The organism is Syntrophotalea carbinolica DSM 2380 (assembly GCF_000012885.1).
Taxonomy (GTDB): domain Bacteria; phylum Desulfobacterota; class Desulfuromonadia; order Desulfuromonadales; family Syntrophotaleaceae; genus Syntrophotalea; species Syntrophotalea carbinolica.
On the sequence record NC_007498.2, the window covers coordinates 482098 to 508953 of the forward strand.

The following is a 26856-nucleotide window of genomic DNA, read 5'->3' on the forward strand; positions in this document are numbered from 1 at the left end:
ACCTTGAGAGTTTGCGCCTATCTTTTCTGCTATTGACCTCGAGATATCAATATGCTGCCACAAAAAGGCTTTACCCTGATCGAATTGGTCGTTACCGTGGTGCTGATCGGCATCCTGGCAGCTGTGGCTTTGCCGCGTTTTTTTGACGTGACGGCTATCACAAGTCGTGGTTTTTATGATGAAATGGTGCAAGCGGCGCGGTACGGCCAGAAGCTGGCGGTCGCCAGTGGCTGTGATGTGGAGTTCAGCATTTCCGGCGGCAGTTTCGCTCTGCATCAGAGGGCGATAAGCTGTATCAGCGGGGCCTTTACCCGGGACGTTCCTCGTCCGGCCGGAAGTGGTTCCTTTTCCTCCTCCGCACCATCGGGTGTGTCTCTATCAGCATCTTCTTCGTCGGTTGTTTTCGATTCCCTCGGGCGGGCCACCCCCGGTGGAGTCACGGTATCTGTGGATGGGCGGAGTTTTACCATCATCGGCGAGAGCGGTTATGTGGATGGGTTATGAGTATGACCGGCTCCGGTAAACATAGCGGGGGATTTACCCTCATCGAATTGGTGGTCTCCATGGTGGTGGTTTCCATCGCCCTGGGCGGGGTGCTGATGGTGATGAACTACACTGTTCAGCACAGCGCCGATCCCATGTTGCAGCACCAGGCGGTGGCTATCGCCGAATCCTATCTTGAAGAGGTCCTGTTGCGGTCATATGCGGACCCGGATGGGAGCGATGGTGAAACGGTGCGTAGTCTGCTGGATGACGTGGACGATTACGACGGCTGGGCGGATACCGGGGCCTGTGATCAGGAAGGAACCGCCATTACCGGGCTGGAATCTTATACGGTGTCGGTGGCTGTTGATGATGCGGTGTTGAATACGGTGGCCTGCAAGAAAGTGACGGTGACGGTGAGTCATCCGACCGGTATCAACCTGAAATTGAGCGGTTATCGCACGAATTATTGATATTTTCGTTCAAAGGCGGTTTAACCGCGGAGTACGCGGAGAACGCAGAGAAAGGTCTTTGGTTTTCTCTATGGGTTTACTCTGTCGTTTTTAGCATTGTGTACTAACGTAAAGTTTTTTGCTTCATAGGATTAAAGCCAAAGATTTTTTCTTACGATTTTATCTAAGGTTCTCTTTGTTTGTAGTTATTGAGGTGTTAGGATTTTCTCAGCGTCCTCTGCGATCTCTGCGGTAAAATAATCAACAGTTAATTCGAGGTCCCGATGCAGCAGCTTACTGCCCGTCATGATGCCCAACATGGCTTCACCTTGATCGAAATGATTGTGGTGATCGTGATTATCGGTATCCTCGCGGCTTTGGGCGGCATCTTTATCACGCGTCCTATCGAGGGTTTTCTCGATCTGTCGCGGCGCGCAACTCTGGTCGATGCCGCGGAAAGTGCCCTGCGTCGCATGCAGCGCGATGTGCGCCAGGCTCTGCCCAACAGCGTTCGTATCGGGTGCGGCGGCCAGTGTCTTGAACTGCTGCATACGGTGGACGGTGGTCGTTATCGGGCCGGCGGTCCGGGCAATGTGCTTGATTTTATCCAGCCGGACGCTGACGGTTTCGATGTGCTGGGGACCTTGACCGCAGCGCCGGATACCGGAGATGCTCTGGTGATTTACAATCTGACAGCCACGGGTACCACCGCCAATGCCTATTCCGGCGATAACCGGCGAACCGTGGCTGCGGGCAGCAGTGCATCATCCATCGTGCTCGCTAGCCCGCTACCTTTTCCGTTTTCTTCTCCCTATCAGCGCTTTTTCCTGGTCGACGAACCGGTCAGCTACGTGTGCGACACGGCGGCCGGCACCCTGACGCGATACGCCGGGTATGCCATCGCCAGTTCCCAATCGGCCAGCCCCGGTGGCACTTCCGCCCTCATGACCCGGCATCTGGCCGCATGTTCCTTCGACTATTACTCCGGCACTCCGGAACGGGGAGGGCTGGTATCCTTGCGCCTGCAACTGGCCGAAGAGGGGGAAACCATTACCCTGCTGCATCAAATCCATGTGGAGAACGCGCCATGATGTCTGAAGGCTTGCTCGGTTCGCAGAAGGGCTTTTCCATCGTCACGGCCCTGTTTATCCTGCTGGTGCTGGCGGTGCTGGGCGGCTTCATGGTCACCATGAGCGGCGTGCAGAGCCGTACCTCTGTGTGGGCGCTGCAGGGTGCGCGCGCTTACCATGCCGCCCGTAGCGGCTTGGAGTGGGGAGGGTATGGTGCCCTGACCAGCGGCGCCTGCGTGTCGGACAGCTTCCCTGTCGAGGGCTTTACCGTAACCGTGTTCTGCGGCGAGGAGTCCTATGTCGAGGGGGGCCAGAATTACAAGGTTTACAGTCTGACCTCCCTTGCAGAAATGGGAAGTTACGGCAGTGCTGAATACATCTCGAGGCAGTTACGGGCCAGGATTACGGGGGCGACGCCATGATATGCCGGACAGGTGCATTCGGAAACAGGTTACCGGGTTTCCCAGCGGCGTTTCTGGTGCTGCTGCTTATGGTTGTCGGGATGGCATGGCCCCGCTATGCCTACGCCGATTGTTCCCCTTACGTGGGGGCCATGGTCATCAACGAAGTCTACGAACTCGGCGGGGAAGCCTGGGTGGAGGTGCGTTTGCTGGATGACTCGGTACCGGCGAGCGAGTACCAGCAGTGGTCCATCCAGGTATGCGCCAAGGGCGGTGGCGGCGGACACTGCGGAACCTATGATATTGCCGATGGCGAAGTGCTTTATCCGGACACTTACCCCTACTGGATCCGGTTGAATGTCAGTGATAAGGACGTCAATCTGCAGCGCAACGGCGGTATGGATGTGGTGCTGGAGGACGAAAACGGCAAAGCCATCGATTACCTGTCCGTCAACAATTACGACGACCACGCACCTTACGATCACTGGCCATATTGCAATAGTTTTCTTTACCCTACCACCACCGGGGCCCTGGATTCCGATCTCAAGGGTGTTTATCGCGATCCCGACGGCACCGGTCCCTGGCTGCAGTTGGGGGAGTCCGGCGCCAATGGCGAACCTTCCGAGGGGTATGACAACAACACCATGGAGGGCCTGGTGGCCCATTATGCCCTTGAGGAAAACGCGAACGACAGCAGTATCAATGGCCATGACGGCAGCAGTCAGGGGACGGTAAGCTACGAGCGCGCCGTGATCTGCGATGGCGTTGTGCTGGATGGCAGCGGTTATCTGATGGTGCCCGACAACGATGCCTTCGATTTGCGCAAGTCGCTGACCGTCTCGGCCTGGATTCGGGCCGACAGCCTCAGTGTCAGCGGCCATGACAACCTGTATACCATTCTTTCCAAGGACACCAATTACGAATTCCATGTTCGTGGGGACGGTTCTTTGTACTGGTGGTGGAGCGGGGGCAGTTTCGCCACCGGGGCCGGTCTTGTCGAGCCGGGCGAGTGGTATCATTTCGCTGCCGTTTATTCCTGGTCCGACAAGATCATGTACATCTACTTGAACGGCCAGCAGGTGGCCAGTTATGTTTACTCGTCCCAGTTTACGGCAAACACCGATCCGCTCTATATCGGTACCGACAAGGGCAACAGTACCGGGGATTGGCCTGAGCGCCGCTTTTACGGCGCTATCGACGAAGTGCATATCTATAACAACGCCCTGAGTCAGGCGAGCATTGCCGAGTTGATGAACCAAACGAACCCCTGCGGCTTGCCGGTTCCGCTGGCGGAGTGGCGGTTCGACGAATGCTCCTATGACGGTTCCGCTGCGCTGGCCGAGGATGCTCAGGGCAGCTATGACGCCACCGTACAGGGCACGGTAACCAGCGAGGCGGAGGCTGTGGTGGGCCGTTCCGCAACGCTGGATGAATACACCGATGCCTTTACCCTCAACACCGATGTGCCCATGCCCGATGACTGGACGGTCAGTGTCTGGTTCAAAATGCCGTTCGTCAACGATAACGGAGCGCAGTATCATGTGTTGGGTGCCATGGCCGGCGGCGGTAACGATCTCCTCTGGGTGGATGATACAAGCAATTATCGATGGGGTTGCTGGGCCGGTTACGATTATGATTACGGGTTGTTTTCTTTTGCCTCCCTGGCGGACGGCTGGCACCATCTGGTGGCGGTCGGCAGTTACGGCAAGACCCGGTTGTATATCGACGGCAGCTACCGCGACACCATTGCCCTGCAGGGCAACGGTAATCTGCATTATCTGGGCACCTCTTACGAAAAGGTCAATGGGCGGGAAGAAGGGTTTCGCGCGCCGCTGGATGAATTTCTGGTGTTCGACGGGGTGCTTACCCTCCCCCAGATCCAGACCCTCTACCAGTTGCAGGCCGAAGGCCGCAATCTGGACGGCACCCTGCGGTCCGATATCATATGCGGGCCGGCCATCGATCATTTCGAGATCGTTCATGACGGCTCGGCTTTGACCTGCGCGCCGGAAACGGTGACGGTGCGGGCCTGTGCCGACGACGCCGATCCCTGTACCCCGTATACCGATGATGTGGAGATCACGCTTTCGCCTTCCGGCTGGATCGATGGAGACACCCAGACCCTCTCGGCTGGAAGCGGCACTTTCCGGCTGCGGCATACCACCGCGGAGACCGTGACCCTCTCCGTTACCGGCAATCCGGCCGCGGATCAGTCTGTGCAGTGTGTCGATGCCGGCGGCGGGGATTCATGCAGCATGGTGTTTCACGAATCCGGCTTTCTGTTCGATGTGTCCGATATGCAGGCCTGTACCGATGAGGAGGGAATCACCTTTTCCGCCGTTCGCGCCGATGCCACGGCCGAACACTGCATCGGTGATGACAGCTTCGCGGGCACGACCCGCGATGTGGCTTTCTGGTCCACTTACCAGGAGCCGGGAACGGGTACCCTGGCTTTGGTGGTAAACGATACGACGGTCGCCGGAGCCGATCCGGGCACAGGGGTGTCTTTGACCTTCGATTCGGAAGCCAACAGTACTCTCAAGGTGCGATACTCCGATGCCGGTCGGTTACTGTTGTCCGCCCGTTTTACCGGCAGCGGCGAGGAGTCCGGCCTGGTGATGGAGGGCAGCGACAGTTTTGTCGTGACGCCGGATCATCTGCGGGTGCGGGCCAGCACCGACGGGACAACCTTGCTGGACAATACCACGTCCACAGGTGATCCGCTTTGGCCGGCGGGAGAGGATTTTGAGGTCGAAGTCGCCGGGGTATGCGCCGATGGCACGGTGACGCCCAACTTTGCCGCCGCGACCACTCTTGCCGCTACGGCAGGCAATCCCGCCGCCGGGACTTTTACCGGCGGTCCGTTTGCGGCAGTCGATTACATCGATGGGGTCGTCAGTGACAGCGCCAGCTACAGCGAGGTCGGTACCGTTACCCTGCAGGCGCAAGCGGCCAACTATCTCGGCAGCGGCATCGCCGTGACCGGCAGTGCGACCATCGGTCGTTTTACGCCGCATCACTTTACCGCCTCCGTTAACAGCCCCTCGTTTGCTACAGGGTGCAGCAGCGGTGGGTTTACCTATGTCGGGCAGGCTTTCGCTTATGCCGATGCCCCGGTGATTACGGTTACCGCCAAAAACAAGCAGGGAGACACGACAGCCAACTATACCGGCGAATGGTGGAAGATTGCCGGCACTACCCTTTCCGGGAAAACCTACAGCGCCGCCGACGGTTCCCTCGATGTTTCCGGGATCCCGGCCGCGGATCCGGTGGTCTCCGATATCGGCGGCGGTATGGGCTTGCTGAGTTTCGATGCCGGCAGCGGCCTGAGCTTTGTGCGCAGTGATCCGGTGGCGCCTTTCGATGCGGATATCAGCCTGGCCATCAATGTTTTCGATGCCGATGGCATCGCTGCCGATGCCAATCCGGTGTCCTTCGGCGAGGCCACCGCCGGCAACGGCATCGCCTTCGATGCCGGCAAGGATATGCGCTGGGGGCGTCTTGCTATGAAAAATGCCTACGGTTCGGAATTGGTGGCTCTTTCCATGCCCATGCGCAGCGAATATTTTACCGGGGATGCCTTTGTGCAGAATCTCGAGGACGGCTGTACCGCCCTGGCTCTTTCCCAGTTGACGCTGAATAACGGCACAACCAGCGTCAGTGGCGACCAAGCCATCGCCGTTGGCAGCGGCAGCAGTAGCGCAGCGCTGCTCAGCCCGTTGCTGGCCGGCGATGCCGGTCTGACATTCAGTGCTCCGGGCTCACCCGGCTATATCGATGTGAAGGCAGATCTGTCCCTGTTGCCCTGGTTGCGTTATGACTGGGACGGTGATGGCAGCCACGATGACGATCCCACCGCTCGGGCAAGTTTCGGGATTTACCGGGGGCGTCCGGGGATGATCTATATCCGCGAGAGTTTTCGCCAGGCGGGGCCTTGACCATCGGTCCCGGTTCGTATTTACTTGTTAGCGACTGCAACGCTGAGCTTTGAACATAATCAACGGGAAAGGATCCCCTTATCATGACAGAATTAGGCCATATCGGTTTTATCGGCGGCGGCAACATGGGCGAAGCCCTTATCAAGGGATTGCTGAAATCGGCAGTACCGGCGCAGCAAATTCGCGTTGCCGAGCCCAACGAAGCGCGTGCCCGCCAGCTGACGGAACGCTACGGGGTGATTTGCTGCAGCGAAAGCGCTGAAGTGGTGCGGCAAAGCGATTTGATCGTACTGGCCATCAAGCCGCAGATCGTGCCCATGGCCATGCCGGGTATCGCCGAAGCTTTTGACGACAGCAAGGTTCTGGTGTCTATTGCCGCGGGTGTGACCACCGGCGCGCTTGAAGGTTATTTCGAGGGTGCGCCCCGCGTGGTGCGCGTGATGCCCAACACCCCCGCTCTGGCCGGCGCAGGGGCAGCGGCGTTGTGCCCCGGGCAGCATGCGACCAAGGATGACCTGGCCACCGCCGTGCATCTGTTTGAAGGCGTCGGCACGGTGCATGTCGTCAACGAGGCGCAGCTCGATGCCGTCACCGGGTTATCCGGCAGCGGGCCGGCCTATGTCTACATGGTTATCGAGGCCATGGCTGCAGGTGGGGTACTCGAAGGCCTGCCTATGGATACGGCCCTGGCGCTGGCTACCCAGACGGTTCTCGGTACGGCGCAATTGGTGAAAGAAAGCGGCGAGCACCCGGCGGTGTTGCGCGATAAGGTCTGCTCGCCGGGCGGCACCACCATTGCGGCCGTCAAGGAGCTGGAGGAAAAAGGCATGCGGGCCGCGCTGATCAAGGCGGTTTCGAAGGCCACGAAGCGATCCCGCGAGTTGGGCAAAGGGTAGTTGTATGCCGCTGAGCGGGATTTAGAATCAAAACTACGACAAAGGCCGATCCTAGGATCGGCCTTTGTCGTTATGCGGATATGCAGACACCGTCGGATTATCCGAGGGCCAGATCGGCGGCGATGGCCACCACCGACAGGACGAAGATGATCAGGTAGTTCAGGCCTTCTTTGCTGACCGTCAGTGAGGAGAGGATGTAACGGATGGCCTCGCGATCGTCGGTGCCGAGGGTGTCGGCCTTGAGCTTGGACAGCAGATTCATGCCGATGATGGTTCGGCGGCGCTTGAGGGTGATCCGGTATCGGTAAAGGAAAAACAGGCAGTAGCCGATGACGCCCACGTACCAGATGGGGCGGAAGCTTTCGGGCCACAGGTGATTGGCGATGGGCAGAACCCGAAAACAGATGGAGGACATCAGGCCGGTAAAGAAAAAGCCGTAAATAACGTAGGGCGGTACTTCTTTGGGTGGTGTCATAGCGATGGGCTCGGTTCAGTTAAGGGGATCGGAAACTCCGGGGCCAGCTTTTGCCCCCGGATAAAACATGCCAAGGCCGTTTCTTCGGGAAACGGCCCTATTTTTTGCAGCAGTGCGATGGTTGCCCGGTCGCCCGCTGTTTTTTCTTTTCGGCGAACTCGCGATTGGTTTTTTCGTAGAGTTCGATCTGCTCAGCCATGGAGAGCTTCTTTCGGCAGGATCTGCCCCGTCCCAGGCACGCGGAGCAGCGTATGTCGGAACACCATTGGCAAAACTGACAATCGGGACAGGGATGTTTCTTTTCCGCCATACCGTTTCCTCATAAATGATAAGTGCAGCAATTCGGTTCTGCCATATGGAAAACATAAGCGCCCTTGAACATGCCCGCGGTGCATCTGCAACCTAAAGCGGAAGGGGCCATATGGCACAGTATCTGTCTCACGGCCAAGGTTGAACTTTTACTCGAACCGTTTCGGAAAACGCCTAATGGCTCTCCTTGGCCGTTGTGCCATGTTTTATTGTAGGATCGAGGCTCCACGCTAGCAAGGTGTTTTTTCGGCGCTATCAGGTATTGAGCTGACGGCGACGGCGATTCAGATACCAGGCTTCGCAGTATTCGCACGACAGCAGCAGGAAAACCGCCAGAGCGATTCCCGATATGGGAATCGGGCTGAGCGTGGCCAGGGGCCAGACCAGCGCCAGGTAACCGACCTTGGCGACAGTGGCCCAGCCCAGCACGCCGGTGCTGTGACATTGGGCAAACAGGCCGCGCCATAGATTGACCGCGCCGTACAGCACGGGAAAAAGGGCACAACTGGCCAGCGGCAGGGCTATATAGTTGCGCAATTCGGTTTCCAGCCCCATGCCCCAGCCGAGTACCGGCAGGTTGAGGGGATAGGCTACGGCCAGCATGATCACTGCCATGCCTGCGGCGACCAGGCGAAAAAAACGCATCAGCATGCGGTAGTCATGTCTGGTGTGCACCAGGGCCAGATAGGCCTGCTGCAGGTTGCGCATCGGCCCTGCCAGCAGAAAGATAAAGCCGCGAATGACGCCAAGGGCCGCCAGGGCCAGGGTGGCGTCGGGCAGACGGCTGATGATGGCGCTGATCAACAGGGGAACGACCTGTTGCATGGCCGATGAAAAAGCCAGCGGCAGGCTGTATCGGAACGTATCCCGTACGCCGAATTCTTCTTTGGCAGGGCCCGCTGGGCCGAGGCCGCAGGCGCAGGCAAACCAGAGCATGAACAGGCTTTCCACGGCGATGCAGCCGACCAGTCCCAGGGCGCCGAGTTGCGGGCCGGGTATATGTCGGGCGGCCAACAGCAGAATGATCACCAACGTAAAAAGCCTCACCAGGGTGGCAAGGGAAACCAGTTCGGTATGGCGCGCCCGTATCACGATCCCCTGGCACAGTCCCCGCAGGCCGGTGAAAAACGGTAAAAAGGCGAGGATAGCGATAACTGAACGGGCCTGGGTGGCCAGTTGCGGCGATACGCCGATAAGTTGCACAAAAACAATTTGTCCAAGGGAGGTCCAGGCAATGAGGGACAGCATGACGGAGATGGCGCTCGATGCGGCGATGACGAACACCGATACGCTGCGCAAAGAACGTTTTCCGCGAATCAGGGCCAGGGCGATGGTGTGATTCTGATAACCCGGCGAGGCGAGGAACAGATGCAGGGCCAGGGCCACCGCGAAGGCGGCCAGATTGGTCACGGCATCGTTCTGGCGAGCCAGGGCCATGTTGATGATATTGTGGGAAAAGCTCATCAGCTGCACATTGAGCATGAGGGGAAAGAAAAAGCGGGAGATCTGTCGCAGGGACAGGGGGGCTGTTTCGGTCATGAAAAAGGATCAATTCGGGAAAAGGGTGACAATATAGCCAGTCCAGCCGGAATGCAGTGCGGCGGCGGATTTTTTGCGCCAATGCCCGTGGCCGGAGGGTCGGGCCGGCTGGGGAGTTGAGTGAAGATTAGAGTGCTGTTCTTCCCGATCAGGCGGGAAACAGGCGCGACAGATCCTGCGGGGTTTCGGCCAGATAGTCGTAGGGGAAGCCGTCGGTCCTGCCGATGCCCCAGGCGCAAAAACAGGTTTTGATACCGGCGGCATGGCCGGCGCGCAGATCCGTATGATGGTCGCCGATCATGACGGCTTTATGGGCGTCGGACTGGAGATCGCGCAGGGCCATGAAAACGGGCGCCGGATCCGGCTTTTTGGGTAGCCCGCCGTTGGCGCCGATAATGCATCCGAAGAAAGCCGTGAGGCCCAATTCATACAACAAACGCATAGTAATATCAAAGGGCTTGTTGGTGATGACGGCCATTTTTTTACCCTGTTGCGCCATGAGAAAATCGTCGATGCCCGGATATGTGGCGGTTTTTTCCACCAGGTGTTCCTCGTACAGCTGGAGGAAACGCCTAAGTTTTTGCTCGGAAAAGGCTTTCTCCGGTAGTGCCCGACGCACCAGCATGGTGGCCCCGTCGCCGACATAGGTGCGCACCTGGTCGATAGACAAGGGGGCAAGATCGATCTCGGCGCGCAACAGATTCACGGCGGTACCCAGGTCGGCAGCCGAGTCGATAAGGGTTCCGTCCAGGTCGAACAACAGGGTGTCGAAACTCATGGCGCATGCCTCCGGTCAGAAGATGCTCCCCAAAAATGAAAACAGGCCCGTTTCCTCGATCTTGCTATAAAGGATAACACCAACCGCCACAGGTGCCACGAAGCGGATCAAAAAATGCCAGGTCGGATAGATCCAGCCTGAGCCGCCGGCCAACAGTTCCTCTTTCTCTTCCTGGCCGCTCCAGAACCAGCCGACGTACAAAGCGGTGAGCAGCCCGCTGACAGGCAACAGGTAGTTGGACGCGATCAGATCGATGGAATCGAACACGCCAAGATCGGCGATGGGCGTCAGATGTCCCAGTAGATTGCTGGAAAGAGCCGATGGAATTCCGACCACGAAAGCCAGTATGGCCAGGAAAGCGGTGGCTTGTTTGCGGCCCCAGCCGCGCTCGTCGATGAGGTAGGCGACCTGGGATTCAAGCAGCGAGATGGCGCTGGTCAAGGCTGCGAAGGCCAGCAACAGAAAAAATAGCAGGGCCAGGATGTTGCCCCCGGGAAGGTTGGAAAAAACCACAGGAATGGTCTGGAAAACCAGCCCGGGTCCGGCACCGGGTTGCATGCCGGCGGAAAACACGATGGGAAAAATGGCCAGGCCGGCCATCAGGGCGATGCCGGTATCGAGCAGGGCAATGCGCAGGCCGGAGCCGAAAAGGCTGTCCTGACGACTCAGGTAGGAGCCGTAGGTGATCATGGCCGCCATGCCGAGGGACAGGGTGAAAAAGGCATGTCCCAGGGCTTCCAGCACGGCGCCGGGGTTCAGTTTTTGAAAGTCGGGGCGAAACATGAAGTTCAGCGCCTGCCGCGCGCCGTCGCTGAGCATGCCGTTGACAAACAACAGAACCAGCAGCCCCAGCAGGATCGGCATGAGGATTTTACTCCACCGCTCGATGCCTTTCTGTACCCCGCCGATGACGATGCCCAGGCACAGCGAGATGAAGATAAAGTGCCACATCAGTTGCCGCGGACCGCTGTCTATCAGTCCCTGGAACAGCGTTGAGACATGATCGGCGGCCTGGCTGGTATTGGTCCCAAGCGGTGTCGTAAAGGCTCCTTGCAGCGCCCGCAGGATAAAGTCCAGGGTCCATCCGGCCACCACCGAATAATAGGACAGGATAACGAAAGCGGCGAGGATACTGACCCAACCGGCTATCTGCCAGGGGGAGCGCCGGCCCTCCAGGGAGATAAAGGCGCCGACGGCATCGCGCCGGGTGTGGCGGCCGATCATCAGCTCCGCAATCATGATCGGCAATCCGACCAGTGCGATGCAGACCAGGTACACCAGAACGAAGGCGCCGCCGCCGTTGTTGCCGGTGATGTAAGGGAATTTCCAGATGTTGCCGAGACCGACGGCACTGCCGGCGGCCGCCAGGATGAAGCCGATGCGTGAGCCCCATTGGGCACGGGAGCGTGACGAATCAAGCATGGTCTAACCTCAATAACGGGAACCGAAAATCGCGGAGCCGACCCGTACCAGCGTGGCTCCCTCCTCAATGGCGACGTCAAAGTCGTGGCTCATGCCCATGGACAGCTCCCGCATCTCTACGCCGGGGATATTCAGGGCGGCCAGCATGTCGGCGAGTTGCCGCAAGCGGCGGAAAAAAGGTCTTACCTGTTCGGGGTCGTCCAGATAAGGGGGCAGGGCCATCAAACCACAAATGCGTATGTGAGGCAGGGCGGCCACCTTGCGTACCAGATCCTCGAGGGCGGCCTCCTCGGTGCCCGACTTGCTTTCTTCCTGGCCAAGGTTGACCTGGATAAGGATCTGCGCGGTTTCCCCCGATTTGCCCCACTGGCGGTCGATCTCTTTGGCCAGGGAGAGACGATCGACGGAATGGATCATGGCGACTTTGCCGCACAGGTACTTGACCTTGTTGGATTGCAGGCTGCCGATAAAATGCCATACAACCGGTACGGTGACGTCCTCGGTTTTGGTCAGAAACTCCTGCACGTAATTTTCGCCGAACAGAGACTGGCCGGCCGCGGCTGCCGCTTCGATCATGTCGGCTGGCTTGGTCTTGGATACGGCTACGAGTTGCACGTCCTCCGGGTTGCGGTTGACGCGTCGGCAGGCGGCGTTCATACGCTCGCGGATAGTCTGCAGGTTGGTTTGAATGCTCATGACAAGTCCTTCCGGTGTCCGGTTGCTGCGGTTTCCAACCGGTATGCGTCTTAAGCTGGGGGATCGAGATGGGCGCAAAGGGGACGGTCCGATGCAAACAGGCGCACCGCGCCGAGTCGTTCCAGCGTTTCCACCACTTCGCAAAGCGGCAAGCCGACAACGTTGGTATAGCTGCCTTCGATCGCGGGGATCATGCAGGCACCGATGCCCTGAATGGCATATGCTCCAGCTTTGCCGAAGGGCTCACCGGTGGCAATGTACCCCTGAATCTCTTCATCTGTCAACTTTCGGAACCTGACCACCGTGGTAACCGCATCGGCCACTTCCTTTCCCGTGATGCGGTCGAGGACGGCATAGCCGGAGATGACGCAATGGCTGCGCCCGGACAAGCTGCCGAGCATATCCGCAGCATCACGGGCGTCGCGGGGTTTGCCGAGGATGGTGGCGTCGCGCACCACGATGGTGTCGCTGCCGATGAACCAGCGGCCTTTTACCTCCGGGCGATTGGCCACTTCGCGGGCTTTGAGCAAGCTCAAGCGTATGGCGTGCTGCTGCGGGGTTTCCTCCGGCACGCTCTCTTCCGGTGCGTCGCTGGGGACGACGTCAAAGGCGATTCCTACCCCGGCAAGCAGCTGACTGCGCCGCGGCGATGCCGACGCCAGTACGATGCCGGAATCATGGTCCTGAGGAGCATTGTTTGGATCAGACATCATCGGAGTCCTCCGCGGGAAAAGGCTTGAGATCAGGTATATGGGAGAGTACCCGCTGGCGCCAGGGTTCCAGATCCCGCAGGGCCCGCTCTGCCATGGCCAGGCGGCGTTCGGATCGTTTGCGTTTGCGCCCCTCCAGGGGAGGGAACAGGCCGTAATTGACATTCATCGGCTGAAAGTCGTCGGGACTGGAGTGCGACAAATGACCGAGCAATGCGCCGAGACCGGTGGTCGCCGGTGGCAGCGGCACGGCATGGTCGGTCAACTGGCCGGCTGCGAACAGGCCGGCCAGAAAGCCGCAGGCCGCCGATTCGACGTACCCTTCCACGCCGGTGATCTGGCCGGCGAAAAACATGCGCGGATCGGATGTGAGGCGCAGGTGCTGATCCAGGCAACGCGGAGCGTTGATGAAGGTGTTGCGGTGCATGCTGCCCAGACGTGCGAACCGGGCGTCTTGCAGTCCCGGAATGGTGCGGAAGATACGCCGCTGTTCCGGATAGGTGAGCTTGGTCTGGAAGCCGACCATGTTAAACAGGGTTGCATGCAGGTTGTCCTGGCGTAGCTGGACGACGGCGAAAGGATCTTTACCGGTGCGCGGATCGGGCAGGCCGACCGGCTTCATGGGGCCGAAGGCCAGCGTCATGTCGCCGCGTCGGGCCATTTCCTCGATGGGCATGCAGCCCTCGAAATGAATAACTTTTTCAAAGTCCTTGCCCGCCACCTTGTCGGCGGTTTTGAGGGCTTCGACAAAGGTCATGTATTCGTCGCGGGACATCGGGCAGTTGATATAGTCGTCTCCGCCGCGCCCATAACGCGAGGCTTTCCAGGCGATGCTGAAGTCGATGCTGTCCGCTTCGATGATAGGGGCGATGGCATCGTAAAAGTACAGGTGCCGGCTGCCGGTCAGCTGCGCCAGATGGGGTGCCAGCGCGTCGGAGGTGAGCGGGCCCGAGGCAATAATGACCGTGCCTTCGGGGGGAACCGAGCATTGTTCGTTGCGTTGCAGGGTGATAAGGGGATGCTGTTCGATGTGCTCGGTAATATAGCGGGAGAAAGCGTCGCGATCGACCGCCAGCGCGCCCCCGGCAGGGACGGCGGTAGCATCGGCGGCCTGCATGAACAGCGTCGCACAGCGGCGCAATTCTTCTTTTAGGCAACCGACGGCATTGTTCATGCCGGCTCCGCGCAAACTGTTGGAACAGACCAGTTCGGCCAGGTCCGCACTTTGGTGCGCCGGGGAGAAACTGGTGGGTTTCATTTCATGCAGGGTCACCTGCACCCCAAGGGCGGCAGCTTGCCATGCCGCTTCGCATCCGGCCAGGCCGGCGCCGATGATGGTCAGATGGGGCTGTTGGCTGTGTGTAGGATTCATGATGTCTTTACGGCGCCTCTACGCCGGAATACACAAACGACCGGGCCGCAAGGCCCGGTCGTACATAGGTTGTTGAATGAGCGCTGAAAAACCTGCGGCGCTATGCTTACTCTTCTTTCTTGGTCGCCTTCTTGGCCGCAGTTTTTTTCGGGGCGGCTTTTTGGGTGGCCGCCTTGGTGGTTGTGGTCTTTTTTGCCGCGGTTTTCTTTGCGGCCGGTTTTGCCGCTGCGGATTTTTTGCTCGCAGTTTTCTTTTCAGCCGGTTTCGCTGCCGTAGTTTTTTTAGCCGCCGTTTTTTTCGCCGGGGTCTTCTTGGCCGCGGTTTTTTGGGTTGTGGTCTTTTTGGTTGCGGCCTTGGGCTCAGGCGGAATCAAAACAACCGTCCAGTCGCAATCTTCTTGCGGGCACTTGCGGAAGGTCCCCTGGCGTTTGGTGGTTTTTTCCACCACCAGCGGAAACTTGCATTTGGGGCAAGGCTCTTCAATGGGCAGATCCCACAGCGCGTATTTGCATTTCGGGTAACGGTTGCAGGAGTAGAAGATTTTGCCATAGCGGCTTTTCTTCTCCATCAGTTCGCCTTCGCCGCATTGCGGGCAGGTGATACCGAGGGCCTTGGGTTTGACCAGGGGTTGAATGTTTTTGCACTCCGGATACGCCGAGCAAGCCAGGAACTTGCCGTAGCGCCCCTGTTTGATGAGCATGGGGGCGCCGCATTTTTCGCAGGTCTGATCGGACATGACCGGCTCTTCGCGTTCCTGTCCGGCCAACGGCTCGGTATAGCGGCAATCCGGGAATCCGGAGCAGGCCAGGAAACGACCGGAACGCCCCAGTTTGATGACCAGGGGCTTGCCGCACTCGGGGCAGATACGATCGGTCTTTTCCGTGGTGACATCCTGCTTGGAGATCTGGGTCTCCTTTTCCTTCAGCCGGGAGATGAACGGTTCCCAGAAATCCTTCAGTACCGGTTGCCATTCCCGCTCGCCGCGGGAGATGGCGTCGAGATCTTCTTCCAACTGGGCGGTAAAATCGTAATCGACGTATTTGTTGAAGTGGTTGACCAGCAAATCGTTGACCACCATTCCCACGTCTTCGGTATAAAAAGCGCGTTTTTCCAGACGCACGTATTTGCGGGTGGTGAGGGTGTTGATGATGGAGGCATAGGTTGAGGGGCGGCCGATGCCGTGTTCCTCAAGGGTTTTGACCAGACTGGCCTCGGTAAAGCGAGGCGGGGGCTGGGTGAAGTGCTGGGAAGGCTGCACTTCCTGGCAATCCAGGGGCTGTTCCTGTTCCAGTGGCGGCAAGGTACCTTCTTCCTGACGGTCCTGGTCCTCGTCCTTGTCGGTGTCCTCGATATACAGCTTCATGAAGCCGGGGAAGCGGACGACCTGGCCGGAGGCCCGGAATACGAAGCGTTCGCCGGCGCGGATGTCGACGGTGGTGGCTTCCAGCTGGGCGGTAGCCATCTGCGATGCCACGGTACGCTGCCAGATCAGCCGGTAGAGTTTGAACTGGTCGGAGCTCAAATGGGCTTTGATCTGGTCCGGCAGGTTGGACAGCGAGGTGGGTCGCACCGCCTCATGGGCTTCCTGGGCGTTTTTAGCTTTGTTTTTAAATACGCGCGGCTTGTCGAGGGCGTAGTCCTCGCCGTACATGCGGGTGATGAGTTCGCGAGCTTCACCGGTGGCGACCTGCGACAGGGCCACCGAGTCGGTACGCATGTAGGTGATCAGACCTTCGAGTCCGTTGCCGACATCGATCCCCTCATACAGTTTCTGGGCCACCGTCATGGTTTTGCGTGCGGAAAAACCGAGTTTGCGACTGGCTTCCTGTTGCAGGGTGCTGGTGGTGAAGGGCGCTGCGGGATTGCGTTTTTTGGAGGTTTTTTTGAGCTTCTCCACCTGAAACGCTTCGCTGCCGATCGCTTTGACCAGTTCCAGGGCCTGCGCTTCCTGGTTAATGTCGAACTTGCCGAGACTGTTCCCGTCGACGGCATACAGCCGGGCTGGAAACACGCTGCCCTGCTCCGTGGCCAGTCGGGTTTCGATGGTCCAGTATTCACGCGCTTCAAAAGCCTGAATCTCTTTTTCCCGCTCGCAGATCAGGCGCAGTGCAACGGATTGCACCCGTCCGGCGGACAGTCCGTAACGGATCTTTTTCCACAAAAAGGGCGACAGATTGAAGCCGACCAGATAGTCGAGTATGGAGCGCGCCTGCTGGGCATCGACCAACTCCCGTGCGATATGTCCGGGTTTGGAGATGGCTTCCTGGATGGCGCCTTTGGTGATTTCGTGAAAAGTAACCCGTTTGACCTCAGGGCTTTTTGCGTTTTCGTCGATCCCGAGAGCCTCCAGCAAGTGCCAGGCGATAGCCTCCCCTTCGCGGTCGGGGTCAGTGGCCAGAATCAGTTCCCGGCTCTTTTTGGCTTCTTTTTTCAGCAGCTCGATGTGTTTCTGGCTTTCGGGGAGAACGTGGTAAAGGGGGGAAAAATTATGCTCCACGTCGACCGAGCCCTGTTTGCTGGGCAAGGCGCGGACGTGGCCATAGGAAGCCAGGACCTTATAGCCCGGGCCGAGAAATTTTTCGATGGTTTTCGCCTTGGCGGGCGATTCGACTATTACCAGGGATTGTGCCATGAATGCCTCGATTTAAAGGACTGTCGATTGAGGAGGTCATGTTTTTGTTCCCGAGCCAGCCTGAAATGAAAAGGCTGCAGGGAAACCGCAGCCTGTTTCTGTTTCAGTGATAAAGCCGAGTCCAGTCATCATCCATAAAACAGTCGACTTCGCGCATCCATTCGTGATGGGAATGGGAGAAGAGGGTCAGGGCTGTAAGGGTTTTGATATCCTTCAGGCTGATTTCGTCTTCTTCGGTGTGCAAAGCTTTCTGGATGATTTCCTCCAGAATATTTTCGTCGATGATACCCATCTCGCGTATGCGCATCAGGAATCCGCGCGCATCGCGTGCGATGGCCTGGGTTTCTTCGGCTGTAAAGATACGTTGGCTGGGGACGGCCAGGGGGCGGGCAGAGGGATCGGTGCTCTGGTGCAGGGACAGGTTTTCCATCCAGTTGAAAGCCGCATCGATCTCTTCAGCTTCGAACCCGACTGACAGCAGTTCCTCGATAAGGTCTCCGTTGGCCGGCAGTTGCCCATCTTCCATGATGTAGTGGGCGATGATGCTGACGATGGCCAACACCCGTTCTTTAAGGGGGTTTCCGGTCATAAAACTCCATGTATTCAGGTGCTCCGTTTGCGCACAAAGCGCATTCCGGGTAGCTGAATTGCTCCGTCCTCAAGTTCTAAGTGGAGTAAAATAGCGGAAACCTCCATAGGAGTCAAGCCGCATTTCCTGGCCAGCTCGTCGACGTGCAAGGGGGTGTCCTGCAACGCCTGGTAAACCTTCAGGGCGGTGCCGGAGAGTTTTTTGACCATGCCATCGTCGGCCGGTACGCACTCCGGGGCGGATCGTCCCGGCATGAAAATTTGCAGGATATCCGCGGCTTCGGTAACCAGGTGAGCGCCATCTTTAAGGAGTTGATTGGTGCCGTGACTGGCGGGATTGCAGATGGGGCCGGGGAGGGCGAACACTTCGCGGCCCTGTTCCAAGGCGAATTCTGCGGTAATCAAAGAACCGCTGCGCTGCGCCGCTTCAACCACCAGCACTGCGCGACATATGCCGCTGATAATGCGGTTGCGTCCCGGGAAATGCCTGGCCAGGGGTGGTGCTCCAGGTGGGTATTCCGACAGGATGGCGCCGCCCTGATCCAATATGTCGTTGAAAAGCTGCTTGTTTTCCGCCGGATAGATGCGATCTATGCCGCAACCGAGGACGGCTACGGTGTGACCGCCAGCGGCCAGGGCCCCTTCGTGAGCGGACCGATCGATGCCGCGGGCCAGTCCGCTGACAATCGCGATGCCTTGGGCGGCAAGCTGGCGACATAGATGGTGCGTGTTCTGGCGGGCGGCGACGGTGGCTTTTCGCGCACCCACGACGGCAAGACCGGGTTGTTCGGTCAGGGTTCCCCGGATATAGAGCAGGGCGGGCGGGTCGTAGATGGTGCGAAGCAAGGCAGGGTAGCGCTTTTCATCCCACAGCGACAGGATGCCGACTTCCAGCTGCGTTAATTCCTCAAGGGTCTGCAGATACAGGGGAGAGTTTTCTGCCGGCAGCGCCTCGGCTACGGCGGCGCGGATCCTGGCGCGTTTTTGCCATTCCCGGGGACTGGCGATAAGGGCGGCTTCGGGCGAACCGAATGCTTCCATCAGGCGGATGATACCGGCGCGCCCCAGTCCCGGGGTCAGATGCAGCCGCAACCACGCCTGTTCTTTGGGTGTCATGATGGCTAAACTCCCTTTCCCCAGAAAAAAAGGGATTGAATCGCTTCAATCCCTTTTTCTTTATCCAAGATTCGCAGGTGCCGTGCTACTCGTCGGGAGTGGAAACCCGGTCGCCGGCATAAATGGGGTTGACCGATTTGAGGATCAGGGCCGTTGAGGTTCGCGGTTGCGTACTCAGTACCACGGCGGCGCCCAGCAGTTCGTCCGGCAATTCCACGTCATGGTCGGGCAATACCCGGTGAGTGGTTTCGCGGGGACGGGACAGGTATACCATGTTGCCGACCTGCAAACCGTCTTCGTCGCCAAGGTCGAGATAAATCACATCGTGCTGGCTCAATGCGAGTTTTTCCCGGCTGTTGGCGATGACGCTCCCCAGCAGGGGGGCGGTGGCTTTTTTCAGCACGATTTCACGATTGGCCGGCTGCAGAGGCAGCAGGAGGGCACCGCGGGTGATCTCTTTGACGGAGCTTCGAATGACAGCGGTGGCGACCGAAGGGGAGATGTCGATGATTTCGGCAGTTCCGAGGAAACTGACCCGGTGGCCGAGAACCTTGTTGCTGACGGGATGTTTGATCTTTTCTCCCAGGTCGACCAGGGAGTAGACAGCGCCGAGCTGTACATCGGGAGTATTGATTTTTACAAATACCTGATCGTGTTTGCCGAGCATAATGCGGTCGTCGGTGGCATCGACCAGGGTTCCGGCCTGTTCCAGAGCATCGAGGGTGACGAAACCTTCGTTTCCGGCCACGCCTTTGACGGTGATTTCCTCCGTCGGCTCGATCGGCAGGCTCTCAGACGCGGTGTCTGCGGGCGGCGCGGTTGTCTCCTCGGCGTGCCCCGGCAGCAACACCAGCCGTCCGTCGCGAATGGCGACCTGCTGCCCCGGATAGATGAAGTGGGGGTTGGTGATAAAGGGATTATTGGCCCACAGATTGGGCCAGTAGTAGGGGTCTTTGATGAATTTTTCGGAGATGCCCCACAGGGTGTCGCCTTTTTTAATGGTGTAGATTGGCTCCGGTGTTTGTGCTGTAGCTGCAAGCGGGAACAGCAGGCACAAGACCGCCAGTGCTTTGCAGATGGTTTTCATGGAATGTCCCCCGTGAGATGGCAGTCAGGTGAAACCGGTCAAGGTTCTCCACCCGAACGATTAATATGATGATCTTGTCAGGGCTCGATCATGGCTTTGCGCGCTGCAGCGCTGTTTGGGTAACGCTGTTGCAGCGCCTGCAGGGCCTGGCGTGCCTTTTCATACTGATTAAGCTGGCGCAAGGCCGGTGCCATGCGCAGCAGGGCCTCCGGTGCTTTGCCGCTGAGCGGGTAATTATCGACAACTTTTTGAAACTCCTGGACGGCGCGATCGTATTGTCCCAGGTTGTAGTAGCATTCTCCGAGCCAAAATTGAGCATTGCCGGCATAATTGTTGGCTGGGAAATGATCCAAAAAGCTTTCAAAGCCTTTTATGCCTTGGTGATAACGGCCGGAAGCGTAATCGCCGAATGCCTTCAGGTAGATTTTGGTTGCAGAGGCGGGAGTCTGATCGGCTCCGGTGCCCGTGGTATGTCCCGCAGAGATGGTGTTTTCCCCGGTGTAGGTGACTTTTTGTGCCGCCGCAGCTGCCTGTAGCGCTGCCAGCTGCTTTTGCTGCCCGGCCAGATTTTGTTCAAGGGTGTCCAGCCGCATGCTCAATTGCTCAATCTCCTGGCGCTGGGCCTCGATCGTCGATCTAAGGGCCGTCCCTCCCGGGGCGGTGCCGGGGCGGGTGCCGGGTGAGGTCATGGCACATCCTGAAAGCAGGAGGCTGGAAAGGACGAAAAAAAGGTAAAAACGTGTCATGATAACATCCCCGGCTCGCGGAAAAACCGGAAGCCGCATAAAAGGGGTCGGGTAAAGTGAAGAATTGTTAAAAAAGTATAGGCTTTTTAGGGCCTTGTCAAGGGGAAAGGTTTTATTGCGCCGGGCTGTGAAGCGGTTTTGCCCGGCCCTCATTTCGTGCTAATGTGTTGATTCCGTCGGCCGTCCGACATGGGATGCCATACCCGCAGGGTATGCATGGCCGTTGTCCGCCCGGACGTTTGTCGGGCACGGCTGATGCCGGGATGAAAAAGGGTCGATTCAGCGTTTGCCGGTCCTCCGGAAAATGGCAACTGGCCGGTTACGCTGTCCGGGCTGTTTATGCCGACAGTCACTATTTAGAATAAGGAAGAAAAGAGAATCATCATGATATCGCAGCCTGAATTGCTGGCGCCTGCCGGAAATCTGGAAAAACTCGAAACGGCCTTGATGTACGGCGCCGATGCTGTTTATGCGGGAGGGGAATATTTCGGCTTGCGGGCACAGGCGGATAATTTCACCCTTGAGCAACTGGCTCGGGCCAGGGACTTGACCCTGCGCCTGAATCGGCGTCTGTATCTGACGTTGAATGCCTATCTGCTGCCGGGCGAAACGGACGCCTTCGCCGCTTATGTGGAACAATTGCGGTCCCTGGAGCTGGATGCCTACATCGTTGCCGATCCGGGAGTGTTTGCCCTGGTACGAAGGGTTGATCCAGGGCGGGAGATCCACCTCTCCACTCAGGCCAATACCACCAATGCCGAAGCTGTCCGTTTCTGGGCGGGGCTCGGTGTGCGGCGCGTCAATCTGGCCCGCGAGTTGAGTCTGGAGGATATCCGTTCTATCCGGGCCGCCACCGATACGGAGTTGGAGGTTTTTGTTCACGGTGCCATGTGCGTGGCTTATTCCGGTCGCTGTCTTCTGTCGGCGGCTCTTACCGGACGCAATGCCAACCGGGGGTTGTGCACTCAGCCCTGCAGGTGGGATTACGCGCTGACGGAAAAGACCCGTCCGGGTCAATATTTTCCCATTGCCGAAGATGCACGGGGCAGTTACCTGCTGAACAGCCGCGATTTGTGTCTGCTGGAACAATTGCCGCTATTGGTCGAGGCCGGAGTCGACAGTCTCAAGATCGAGGGGCGCATGAAAAGCCGCTATTACACCGCGGTGGTAACGCGTGTTTACCGGGAGGCCCTGGATCGGTATCTGGAAAACCCCGGAGACTGGCGTTGCCTGCCGAGTTGGCGGGAGGAGTTGGAGAGCGTCAGCCATCGGCCGTACAGCACCGGGTTTCTCCTCGGTAAGGACGATCCCCAATTAGAGCCGGATCACGGCGGTTATATCCGTTGTTACGATTTTGTCGGTGAGGTTGTCGGCATCGTCGGTGATGGTCGGGGGGAGATCCTCGGGCGTAATCGCTTTTTTCCCGGAGAAACTCTGGAGCTGATCGGACCGGGTATGCGCCTGGCCCGTTTCGAGGTGCAGGAACCCACGGCTGAAGACGGTTCGCCGTTGTCGGTGGTGCAGCCCAATGCGCGGGTGCAGCTGCCTTTGCCTGCCGGGGCAAAGGTCGGCGATCTGTTGCGCCGCAAACGGTCGCAGGACTAGTCCCGATTGGGTTCGCGCGCCTGCCAGAGTCGACGCGTATGCAGGTCGCAGGCGGTCAGCACACCGCCATAAACCGCTCCCGTATCCAGCCCGATGCGCCGCGGTTGTAGCAGCGGTTTGCGCATGGGGGTGTGGCCGAACACCACCGTTTTTCCCCAGTCGGCATCCGAAGCAAGGAATGCGTCCCGGATCCACAGCAGGTCCTCTTCTGTCTGTTGGCTCAGGGGGCAGTCGGGGCGCAGGCCCGCATGCACGAAAATATGGCTGCCTGTGGCATGGAAGCGTTGCAAACCGTTGAAGAATCGCCGGTGCGAGGCGGGTAATCGCAGCTGACCTTCGGTCATGTAGGCGAGCAAGGTGACCAGCCCGCCGTTGGCCAGATAAAGGGGCAGGTTGCGGCCTTCCAGTACGTCGAGCAGCATGCGCTCATGGTTGCCCATCAAAAAGGTACATCGCATTACGCGTCTGCGCACGGCCAGCAAGGTGTCGATCACGCCGCGCGGATCCGGTCCCCGGTCGATGTAGTCGCCGAGAAAGACCATACGGTCGCCGCGGTTCGGCGACAGGCGTGCGAGCAGGCTTCGCAGGGCCCGGTGGCAGCCGTGAATGTCGCCGATGGCCAACAGTCTTCCGCGCCGTGACATGACTTGACTCCTTGCCGGTGTTTCCCCGAGCACCGGATAAAAACGAGCTTACCCCTATCGTAACGCCAGCCGGATCTTGCGGCAACTCCGCGCAAGGATCCCGTGCTTGCACTTTACGCTGCCTTTCCGCTTTGCTGGCCCGGGATGCGCCTGTGGCAAAAAATTATGTATATCTGAAACGCTGTTGGGTATGTTAGGCTTCCTCCCTGTGAAACGCGCGCAAGCCGGTTTGTCCAAACCGGCATATTGCCGTTGCGGGCTCGCCGTCTTGGTTTGCCGACGGCGCCCTGACACTGTTTGCCCGATTTGACCGAGGAATGATATGAAGATCATGCTGATAGCCAACCCGGTGGCCGGTGGCCGTGCCCGATGCAAAATCGATCGGGTGGTGACCTCGTTGCAAGCTCGGGGTGCCGCGGTAAAGCTGGTTTTAACCGGTGCGCGCGGCGATGCCAGAAAGGCGGCGGCCGATGCCCGTGATGCCGGTTTTGACCGGATTGTGGCGGCTGGCGGTGACGGTACGCTTAATGAGGTCATCAACGGCCTGACGCCGAGCGATACGCCCCTGGCTTTTATTCCGCTGGGGACCACCAATGTTTTTGCCCTGGAAACGGGGATCCCCCTGGACCTGGAGAAAGCCTGTGCCCTGGTGATGGACGGAGAACCCCGCAGGGTATGTCTGGGGCAATCCGACGGAGAGCATTTTTTGCTTATGGCCGGCATCGGTTTCGATGCCGAGGTGGTGCGCAGGGTTAATCTGCGTCTCAAGCGCTATGTGGGGAAGCTGGCCTACCTTATCAGCGGCCTGGCAAGTTTGCTGCGCTATCGCCCCAGGCCGTTGGAGGTGACAACGGAGACCGGCATGCGCCGGCAGGCCTACGGGGTGATTGTCAGCAATTGCCGCCTTTACGGCGGCCGGTTTGTCGTGTCGCCCGGAGCTTCCTTGTATGCAGATGCCCTGCATGTCTGTCTGTTGCGATCCGATTCCCGTTTGGGTATGTTGCGCACCGTGAGTAAGATCGCCGCCGGACATCCCTTGCTTGCGGAGGAGGTGGTGCAGCTCAAGGCCCGCGAGATCACCGTTCGCGGAGATAGGGCTCCGGTGCAGGTTGACGGCGATTATCTGGGAGAGTTGCCCCGTGTTTTTCGCGCCCGTTTCGGCGACTTGCAGATGGTGCTGCCGGTAAACGAGGATGCCGCTCATGAGTGCTAGGTGCAAGGATATATTTCAGGGCCGTATCATTTCCGTTGCGCTGGAGGAACATGCCCTGCCTGATGGACGCGAGGCGACCTACGAGATGGTTCGCCATCCCGGCGGCGCGGCGGCGCTGCCGGTATTGGATGACGGGCGTGTGATCCTCATCCGTCAATTCCGGCCGGCGGCGGGCGGCATGATCTGGGAAATCCCCGCCGGTCGTCTGGAGCCGGATGAAGATCCTGCCGAGTGCATACGGCGCGAGCTTCAGGAAGAGATCGGCTATTGCCCGGGTACGCTGAAACCGCTTGCCGACATGTTTTCGGCGGTTGGCTTTTGCGACGAGCGGGTCTTTCTGTTTCTTGCCACGGAGTTGACAGTCGTCCCCCGTGCGCTGGAATCCGATGAGTTTATCGAGCCGGTCACCATGCCCCTGGCCGAGGCACTGGAGTTGCTGGACAGGGGGGAAATCGTGGACGCAAAAACCCAGCTGGCACTGCTTTTGGCTGATAGACGCCGTTGAAAAGGCGGCATGAAATGTTTTGGTTTGGATTCGGAGTCTGATTGTGAACCTTTTGGATAGCTATTTCTCTTCGCCGTTACATCTGCCTTTTAACAACGATTGCCTGCAAAAATACTTTCGCCAGGGGCCGCCGGACCATGATCCCGGTGGTGTCGGCTACTGGATATTGCTGCGTGGCACCGAGTTGCTGCTGCAAAACGGCTCAGCCGGCGTGCAGCTTCCCCATGGCCGTCGCCGGGCTGACTGGCCGGTCGGGGGCGAGGCCTTGTATATCGGCACCTGGGAGGGCTCGCCTTGCCGATTGTTGCCATGGCCGGAGCAACAGCCTGTAGCCAATGGCCTGGAGCCTTGCCAGCTGCGTGACTGGGGTACATCCATCCCCATCCAGCTGCTGTCGCTCGGAGGTCTGGCCCATCAGATTCGGCATTGGGAAATCAACAGCCAGGTTTGCAGTCGCTGCGGCAGCCCGATGGGGCGTCTGCCCAATGAATGGGGCAAGCTCTGTTCCGGTTGTGCGGCGGTGCACTTCCCGCATATTCACCCCTGTGCCATTACTCTGGTGCGGCGCCCCGGTGAAGTGCTTTTGACCCGTAAGGCCGAGTGGCCTGACGGGCATTACAGCCTGGTGGCCGGGTTTGTCAATTTCGGTGAATGTCTTGAAGAGGCGGCGGTTCGCGAAATCACCGAGGAGACCGGGGTGCGGGTCAAAAACCTGCGGTATGTCGGCAGCCAGTGCTGGCCTTTTCCGAGTCAGCTGATGGGAGGGTTTGTCGCCGATTATGACGGCGGGGAGCTGGTGGTCGATTACGGTGAGCTGGCCGATGCCCGCTGGTTCTCTGTCGATGCCCTGCCGAAGATGCCTCCGCTGCGCAGTATCTCACGGTATATTCTTGACCATTACCTGCACATCTAGCCGCCGAAAAAGGTCGCAAGGGGAAAGGACGTCTTAGATAAGGTTGTTGCCTTTCTTGGTGGCTTTGCGGCTTTGCGTGAGATGAAGTTGTGTTTTTTGTTTTTGTTTCGGCAGCTCTGCGTGACACGCAAAGGCGGGCTTCAGAAAGGCAAAGGCGTAAAAGGCAGTTCCAGCGCTTCGGCGACAGCCCTGTTATGCAACCGCCCCTGGTGGGTGTTGAGTCCCTTGGCCAGGGAGGGATCTTCGCTCATGGCGCTTTGCAGTCCCTGATTGGCGATTTTTCGGATATATACCAGGGTGCTGTTGGTCAGGGCGAAGGTGCTGGTGCGGCTGACCGCTCCGGGCATGTTGGCCACGCCGTAGTGTAAAATCCCGAACCTTTCGTGTATCGGGTCATCATGCGTTGTGGGACGTACCGTTTCGATGCAGCCGCCCTGATCGACGGCCAGGTCGACGATCACGCTGCCGGGCTCCATCCTTTTTACCATTTCCTCCGATACCAGGTGCGGTGCCCGGGCCCCCGGAATCAAGACGGCCCCGACGACCAGATCCGCCCGACTGACTTCCTCCTCGATATTCTGGGTATTGGACATCAGGGTGTGGATATGGTTGCCGTAATGATCGTCAAGCGCTGCCAGGCGGGTCGGTTCGATGTCGAATACGGTGACGTCGGCGCCCATGCCCACAGCAATGCGCACGGCGTTACTGCCGCCGGTGCCGGCGCCCAGTACCACCACCCGGCCGGGACGTACGCCCGGTGCTCCCGCCAACAGCACTCCTTTGCCGCCACATTCCTTTTGTAGAAAATGTGCGCCGATCTGCACGGCCATGCGTCCGGCAACTTCGCTCATCGGTTGCAGCAGGGGCAGACTGCCATCCGCCAGTTGGATGGTTTCATAGGCGATTGCAGTGACCCGGTTATTGAGCAGGGAGACCGTCAAGTCAGGAGCGGCCGCCAGGTGTAAAAAGGTGAATAGCTGTTGGTTGGCATGCAGTAAATCGTATTCGGCGGGCAGCGGTTCCTTGACTTTAACAACGAGCTCCGCTTCTGCGTAGACACTGTCCGGTGCATCCACCAGACGGGCCCCTGCCTGGCGATATTGTTCATCGCTCAGACCACTGCCGATCCCGGCTTCGCGCTCCACCAGTACGGTGTGGCCGTCTTCGGTAAGGGCACGTACCCCTGCCGGTGTCATGGCGACCCGGTATTCGCGGGTTTTGATCTCTTTGGGAACTCCGATAATCATAATCCATCCAACAGCCAGA

24 protein-coding genes are annotated in these 26856 nt (G+C 58.8%); 10 read left to right on the forward strand and 14 right to left on the reverse strand.

Annotated elements, in window-relative coordinates:
- Positions 1-51 precede the first annotated feature (51 nt).
- The 6 genes from PCAR_RS19115 (at position 52) to proC (ending at position 7240) form a co-directional block, all read left to right on the forward strand.
- A complete protein-coding gene (locus PCAR_RS19115) occupies positions 52-504 on the forward strand; it encodes a pilus assembly FimT family protein (RefSeq protein WP_011340074.1) in 453 nt (150 codons plus the stop codon).
- The gene (locus PCAR_RS02645; RefSeq protein WP_148204285.1) at positions 501-956 is read left to right on the forward strand and encodes a prepilin-type N-terminal cleavage/methylation domain-containing protein; all 456 of its coding nucleotides are present in this window, start codon (positions 501-503) and stop codon (positions 954-956) included. Before PCAR_RS19115 ends, PCAR_RS02645 begins: the two co-directional genes overlap by 4 nt.
- A gap of 263 nt (positions 957-1219) precedes the next feature.
- Positions 1220-2026, forward strand: a complete 807-nt coding sequence (locus PCAR_RS02650; RefSeq protein ID WP_011340076.1) for a PulJ/GspJ family protein — start codon at positions 1220-1222, stop codon at positions 2024-2026.
- The gene (locus PCAR_RS02655; RefSeq protein WP_011340077.1) at positions 2023-2427 is read left to right on the forward strand and encodes a type IV pilus minor pilin MshP; all 405 of its coding nucleotides are present in this window, start codon (positions 2023-2025) and stop codon (positions 2425-2427) included. Before PCAR_RS02650 ends, PCAR_RS02655 begins: the two co-directional genes overlap by 4 nt.
- On the forward strand, positions 2424-6344 hold the full coding sequence (locus tag PCAR_RS02660; RefSeq protein WP_011340078.1) for a LamG domain-containing protein: 3921 nt from the start codon (positions 2424-2426) through the stop codon (positions 6342-6344). Before PCAR_RS02655 ends, PCAR_RS02660 begins: the two co-directional genes overlap by 4 nt.
- Before the next feature lie 83 nt (positions 6345-6427).
- Entirely contained in the window at positions 6428-7240 is an 813-nt protein-coding gene (proC, locus tag PCAR_RS02665) for a pyrroline-5-carboxylate reductase (protein ID WP_011340079.1), read from the forward strand.
- A gap of 97 nt (positions 7241-7337) precedes the next feature.
- Here proC and PCAR_RS02670 read toward each other — a convergent pair whose 3' ends face one another.
- The 12 genes from PCAR_RS02670 to ybgF form a co-directional block, all read right to left on the reverse strand.
- A complete protein-coding gene (locus PCAR_RS02670; RefSeq protein ID WP_011340080.1) occupies positions 7338-7715 on the reverse strand; it encodes a hypothetical protein in 378 nt (125 codons plus the stop codon).
- 564 nt (positions 7716-8279) lie between these two features.
- Positions 8280-9563: a hypothetical protein gene (locus PCAR_RS02675; protein ID WP_011340082.1), complete on the reverse strand. Its 1284-nt coding sequence runs from the start codon at positions 9561-9563 to the stop codon at positions 8280-8282.
- Between the two features lie 148 nt (positions 9564-9711).
- Positions 9712-10341 carry an HAD family hydrolase gene (locus PCAR_RS02680; RefSeq protein ID WP_011340083.1) on the reverse strand — a complete coding sequence of 210 codons (630 nt, stop codon included), beginning with the start codon at positions 10339-10341 and terminating at the stop codon, positions 9712-9714.
- A 15-nt stretch (positions 10342-10356) separates the two neighbouring features.
- The gene (locus tag PCAR_RS02685; RefSeq protein ID WP_011340084.1) at positions 10357-11763 is read right to left on the reverse strand and encodes a sodium-dependent transporter; all 1407 of its coding nucleotides are present in this window, start codon (positions 11761-11763) and stop codon (positions 10357-10359) included.
- 9 nt (positions 11764-11772) lie between these two features.
- Complete coding sequence (locus PCAR_RS02690; protein ID WP_011340085.1) at positions 11773-12459, reverse strand: YggS family pyridoxal phosphate-dependent enzyme; 687 nt, start codon at positions 12457-12459, stop codon at positions 11773-11775.
- A 50-nt stretch (positions 12460-12509) separates the two neighbouring features.
- Positions 12510-13172, reverse strand: coding sequence for a Maf family protein (locus tag PCAR_RS02695; protein WP_011340086.1), 663 nt, complete (start codon positions 13170-13172; stop codon positions 12510-12512).
- Complete coding sequence (gene trmFO, locus PCAR_RS02700) at positions 13162-14541, reverse strand: methylenetetrahydrofolate--tRNA-(uracil(54)-C(5))-methyltransferase (FADH(2)-oxidizing) TrmFO (RefSeq protein WP_011340087.1); 1380 nt, start codon at positions 14539-14541, stop codon at positions 13162-13164. The genes PCAR_RS02695 and trmFO overlap by 11 nt, the downstream gene beginning before the upstream one ends.
- A 106-nt stretch (positions 14542-14647) precedes the next feature.
- Positions 14648-17173, reverse strand: a complete 2526-nt coding sequence (topA, locus tag PCAR_RS02705; protein ID WP_011340088.1) for a type I DNA topoisomerase — start codon at positions 17171-17173, stop codon at positions 14648-14650.
- 103 nt (positions 17174-17276) lie between these two features.
- On the reverse strand, positions 17277-17762 hold the full coding sequence (locus PCAR_RS02710; RefSeq protein ID WP_011340089.1) for a DUF494 domain-containing protein: 486 nt from the start codon (positions 17760-17762) through the stop codon (positions 17277-17279).
- 14 nt (positions 17763-17776) lie between these two features.
- A complete protein-coding gene (gene dprA, locus PCAR_RS02715) occupies positions 17777-18877 on the reverse strand; it encodes a DNA-processing protein DprA (protein WP_011340090.1) in 1101 nt (366 codons plus the stop codon).
- Positions 18878-18962: 85 nt separating this feature from the next.
- The gene (locus PCAR_RS02720) at positions 18963-19964 is read right to left on the reverse strand and encodes a LysM peptidoglycan-binding domain-containing protein (RefSeq protein ID WP_011340091.1); all 1002 of its coding nucleotides are present in this window, start codon (positions 19962-19964) and stop codon (positions 18963-18965) included.
- 77 nt (positions 19965-20041) lie between these two features.
- Positions 20042-20710: a tol-pal system protein YbgF gene (gene ybgF, locus PCAR_RS17620; RefSeq protein ID WP_011340092.1), complete on the reverse strand. Its 669-nt coding sequence runs from the start codon at positions 20708-20710 to the stop codon at positions 20042-20044.
- Positions 20711-21094: 384 nt separating this feature from the next.
- Between ybgF and PCAR_RS02730 the strand changes: the two genes are divergently transcribed.
- Complete coding sequence (locus PCAR_RS02730; RefSeq protein ID WP_011340093.1) at positions 21095-22315, forward strand: peptidase U32 family protein; 1221 nt, start codon at positions 21095-21097, stop codon at positions 22313-22315.
- Here the strand turns inward: PCAR_RS02730 and PCAR_RS02735 are convergent.
- Positions 22312-22959 (reverse strand): metallophosphoesterase family protein, encoded by a 648-nt coding sequence (locus PCAR_RS02735; protein ID WP_011340094.1) that lies wholly within the window; start codon positions 22957-22959, stop codon positions 22312-22314. The genes PCAR_RS02730 and PCAR_RS02735 overlap by 4 nt on opposite strands.
- Before the next feature lie 322 nt (positions 22960-23281).
- Between PCAR_RS02735 and PCAR_RS02740 the strand changes: the two genes are divergently transcribed.
- From PCAR_RS02740 to nudC, 3 genes are read left to right on the forward strand one after another with little or no spacing between them, the layout of a single operon-like run.
- Positions 23282-24172 carry a diacylglycerol/lipid kinase family protein gene (locus tag PCAR_RS02740; protein ID WP_011340095.1) on the forward strand — a complete coding sequence of 297 codons (891 nt, stop codon included), beginning with the start codon at positions 23282-23284 and terminating at the stop codon, positions 24170-24172.
- Positions 24162-24677: an NUDIX hydrolase gene (locus PCAR_RS02745; protein ID WP_011340096.1), complete on the forward strand. Its 516-nt coding sequence runs from the start codon at positions 24162-24164 to the stop codon at positions 24675-24677. Before PCAR_RS02740 ends, PCAR_RS02745 begins: the two co-directional genes overlap by 11 nt.
- 43 nt (positions 24678-24720) lie before the next feature.
- Positions 24721-25590 (forward strand): NAD(+) diphosphatase, encoded by an 870-nt coding sequence (gene nudC / locus PCAR_RS02750; RefSeq protein ID WP_011340097.1) that lies wholly within the window; start codon positions 24721-24723, stop codon positions 25588-25590.
- Between the two features lie 140 nt (positions 25591-25730).
- Here the strand turns inward: nudC and ald are convergent, their stop codons facing one another.
- Positions 25731-26837, reverse strand: coding sequence for an alanine dehydrogenase (gene ald, locus PCAR_RS02755; protein WP_011340098.1), 1107 nt, complete (start codon positions 26835-26837; stop codon positions 25731-25733).
- Between the last annotated feature and the right edge of the window lie 19 nt (positions 26838-26856).

Excerpts from the sequence above, each read along its gene's own strand:
- PCAR_RS19115 (WP_011340074.1), top strand. The coding sequence starts at position 52 with ATGCTGCCACAAAAAGGCTTTACCCTGATCGAATTGGTCGTTACCGTG.
- PCAR_RS02645 (WP_148204285.1), top strand. The coding sequence starts at position 501 with ATGAGTATGACCGGCTCCGGTAAACATAGCGGGGGATTTACCCTCATC.
- PCAR_RS02650 (WP_011340076.1), top strand. The coding sequence starts at position 1,220 with ATGCAGCAGCTTACTGCCCGTCATGATGCCCAACATGGCTTCACCTTG.
- PCAR_RS02655 (WP_011340077.1), top strand. The coding sequence starts at position 2,023 with ATGATGTCTGAAGGCTTGCTCGGTTCGCAGAAGGGCTTTTCCATCGTC.
- PCAR_RS02660 (WP_011340078.1), top strand. The coding sequence starts at position 2,424 with ATGATATGCCGGACAGGTGCATTCGGAAACAGGTTACCGGGTTTCCCA.
- proC (WP_011340079.1), top strand. The coding sequence starts at position 6,428 with ATGACAGAATTAGGCCATATCGGTTTTATCGGCGGCGGCAACATGGGC.
- PCAR_RS02670 (WP_011340080.1), bottom strand. The coding sequence starts at position 7,715 with ATGACACCACCCAAAGAAGTACCGCCCTACGTTATTTACGGCTTTTTC.
- PCAR_RS02675 (WP_011340082.1), bottom strand. The coding sequence starts at position 9,563 with ATGACCGAAACAGCCCCCCTGTCCCTGCGACAGATCTCCCGCTTTTTC.
- PCAR_RS02680 (WP_011340083.1), bottom strand. The coding sequence starts at position 10,341 with ATGAGTTTCGACACCCTGTTGTTCGACCTGGACGGAACCCTTATCGAC.
- PCAR_RS02685 (WP_011340084.1), bottom strand. The coding sequence starts at position 11,763 with ATGCTTGATTCGTCACGCTCCCGTGCCCAATGGGGCTCACGCATCGGC.
- PCAR_RS02690 (WP_011340085.1), bottom strand. The coding sequence starts at position 12,459 with ATGAGCATTCAAACCAACCTGCAGACTATCCGCGAGCGTATGAACGCC.
- PCAR_RS02695 (WP_011340086.1), bottom strand. The coding sequence starts at position 13,172 with ATGATGTCTGATCCAAACAATGCTCCTCAGGACCATGATTCCGGCATC.
- trmFO (WP_011340087.1), bottom strand. The coding sequence starts at position 14,541 with ATGAATCCTACACACAGCCAACAGCCCCATCTGACCATCATCGGCGCC.
- topA (WP_011340088.1), bottom strand. The coding sequence starts at position 17,173 with ATGGCACAATCCCTGGTAATAGTCGAATCGCCCGCCAAGGCGAAAACC.
- PCAR_RS02710 (WP_011340089.1), bottom strand. The coding sequence starts at position 17,762 with ATGACCGGAAACCCCCTTAAAGAACGGGTGTTGGCCATCGTCAGCATC.
- dprA (WP_011340090.1), bottom strand. The coding sequence starts at position 18,877 with ATGACACCCAAAGAACAGGCGTGGTTGCGGCTGCATCTGACCCCGGGA.
- PCAR_RS02720 (WP_011340091.1), bottom strand. The coding sequence starts at position 19,964 with ATGAAAACCATCTGCAAAGCACTGGCGGTCTTGTGCCTGCTGTTCCCG.
- ybgF (WP_011340092.1), bottom strand. The coding sequence starts at position 20,710 with ATGACACGTTTTTACCTTTTTTTCGTCCTTTCCAGCCTCCTGCTTTCA.
- PCAR_RS02730 (WP_011340093.1), top strand. The coding sequence starts at position 21,095 with ATGATATCGCAGCCTGAATTGCTGGCGCCTGCCGGAAATCTGGAAAAA.
- PCAR_RS02735 (WP_011340094.1), bottom strand. The coding sequence starts at position 22,959 with ATGTCACGGCGCGGAAGACTGTTGGCCATCGGCGACATTCACGGCTGC.
- PCAR_RS02740 (WP_011340095.1), top strand. The coding sequence starts at position 23,282 with ATGAAGATCATGCTGATAGCCAACCCGGTGGCCGGTGGCCGTGCCCGA.
- PCAR_RS02745 (WP_011340096.1), top strand. The coding sequence starts at position 24,162 with ATGAGTGCTAGGTGCAAGGATATATTTCAGGGCCGTATCATTTCCGTT.
- ald (WP_011340098.1), bottom strand. The coding sequence starts at position 26,837 with ATGATTATCGGAGTTCCCAAAGAGATCAAAACCCGCGAATACCGGGTC.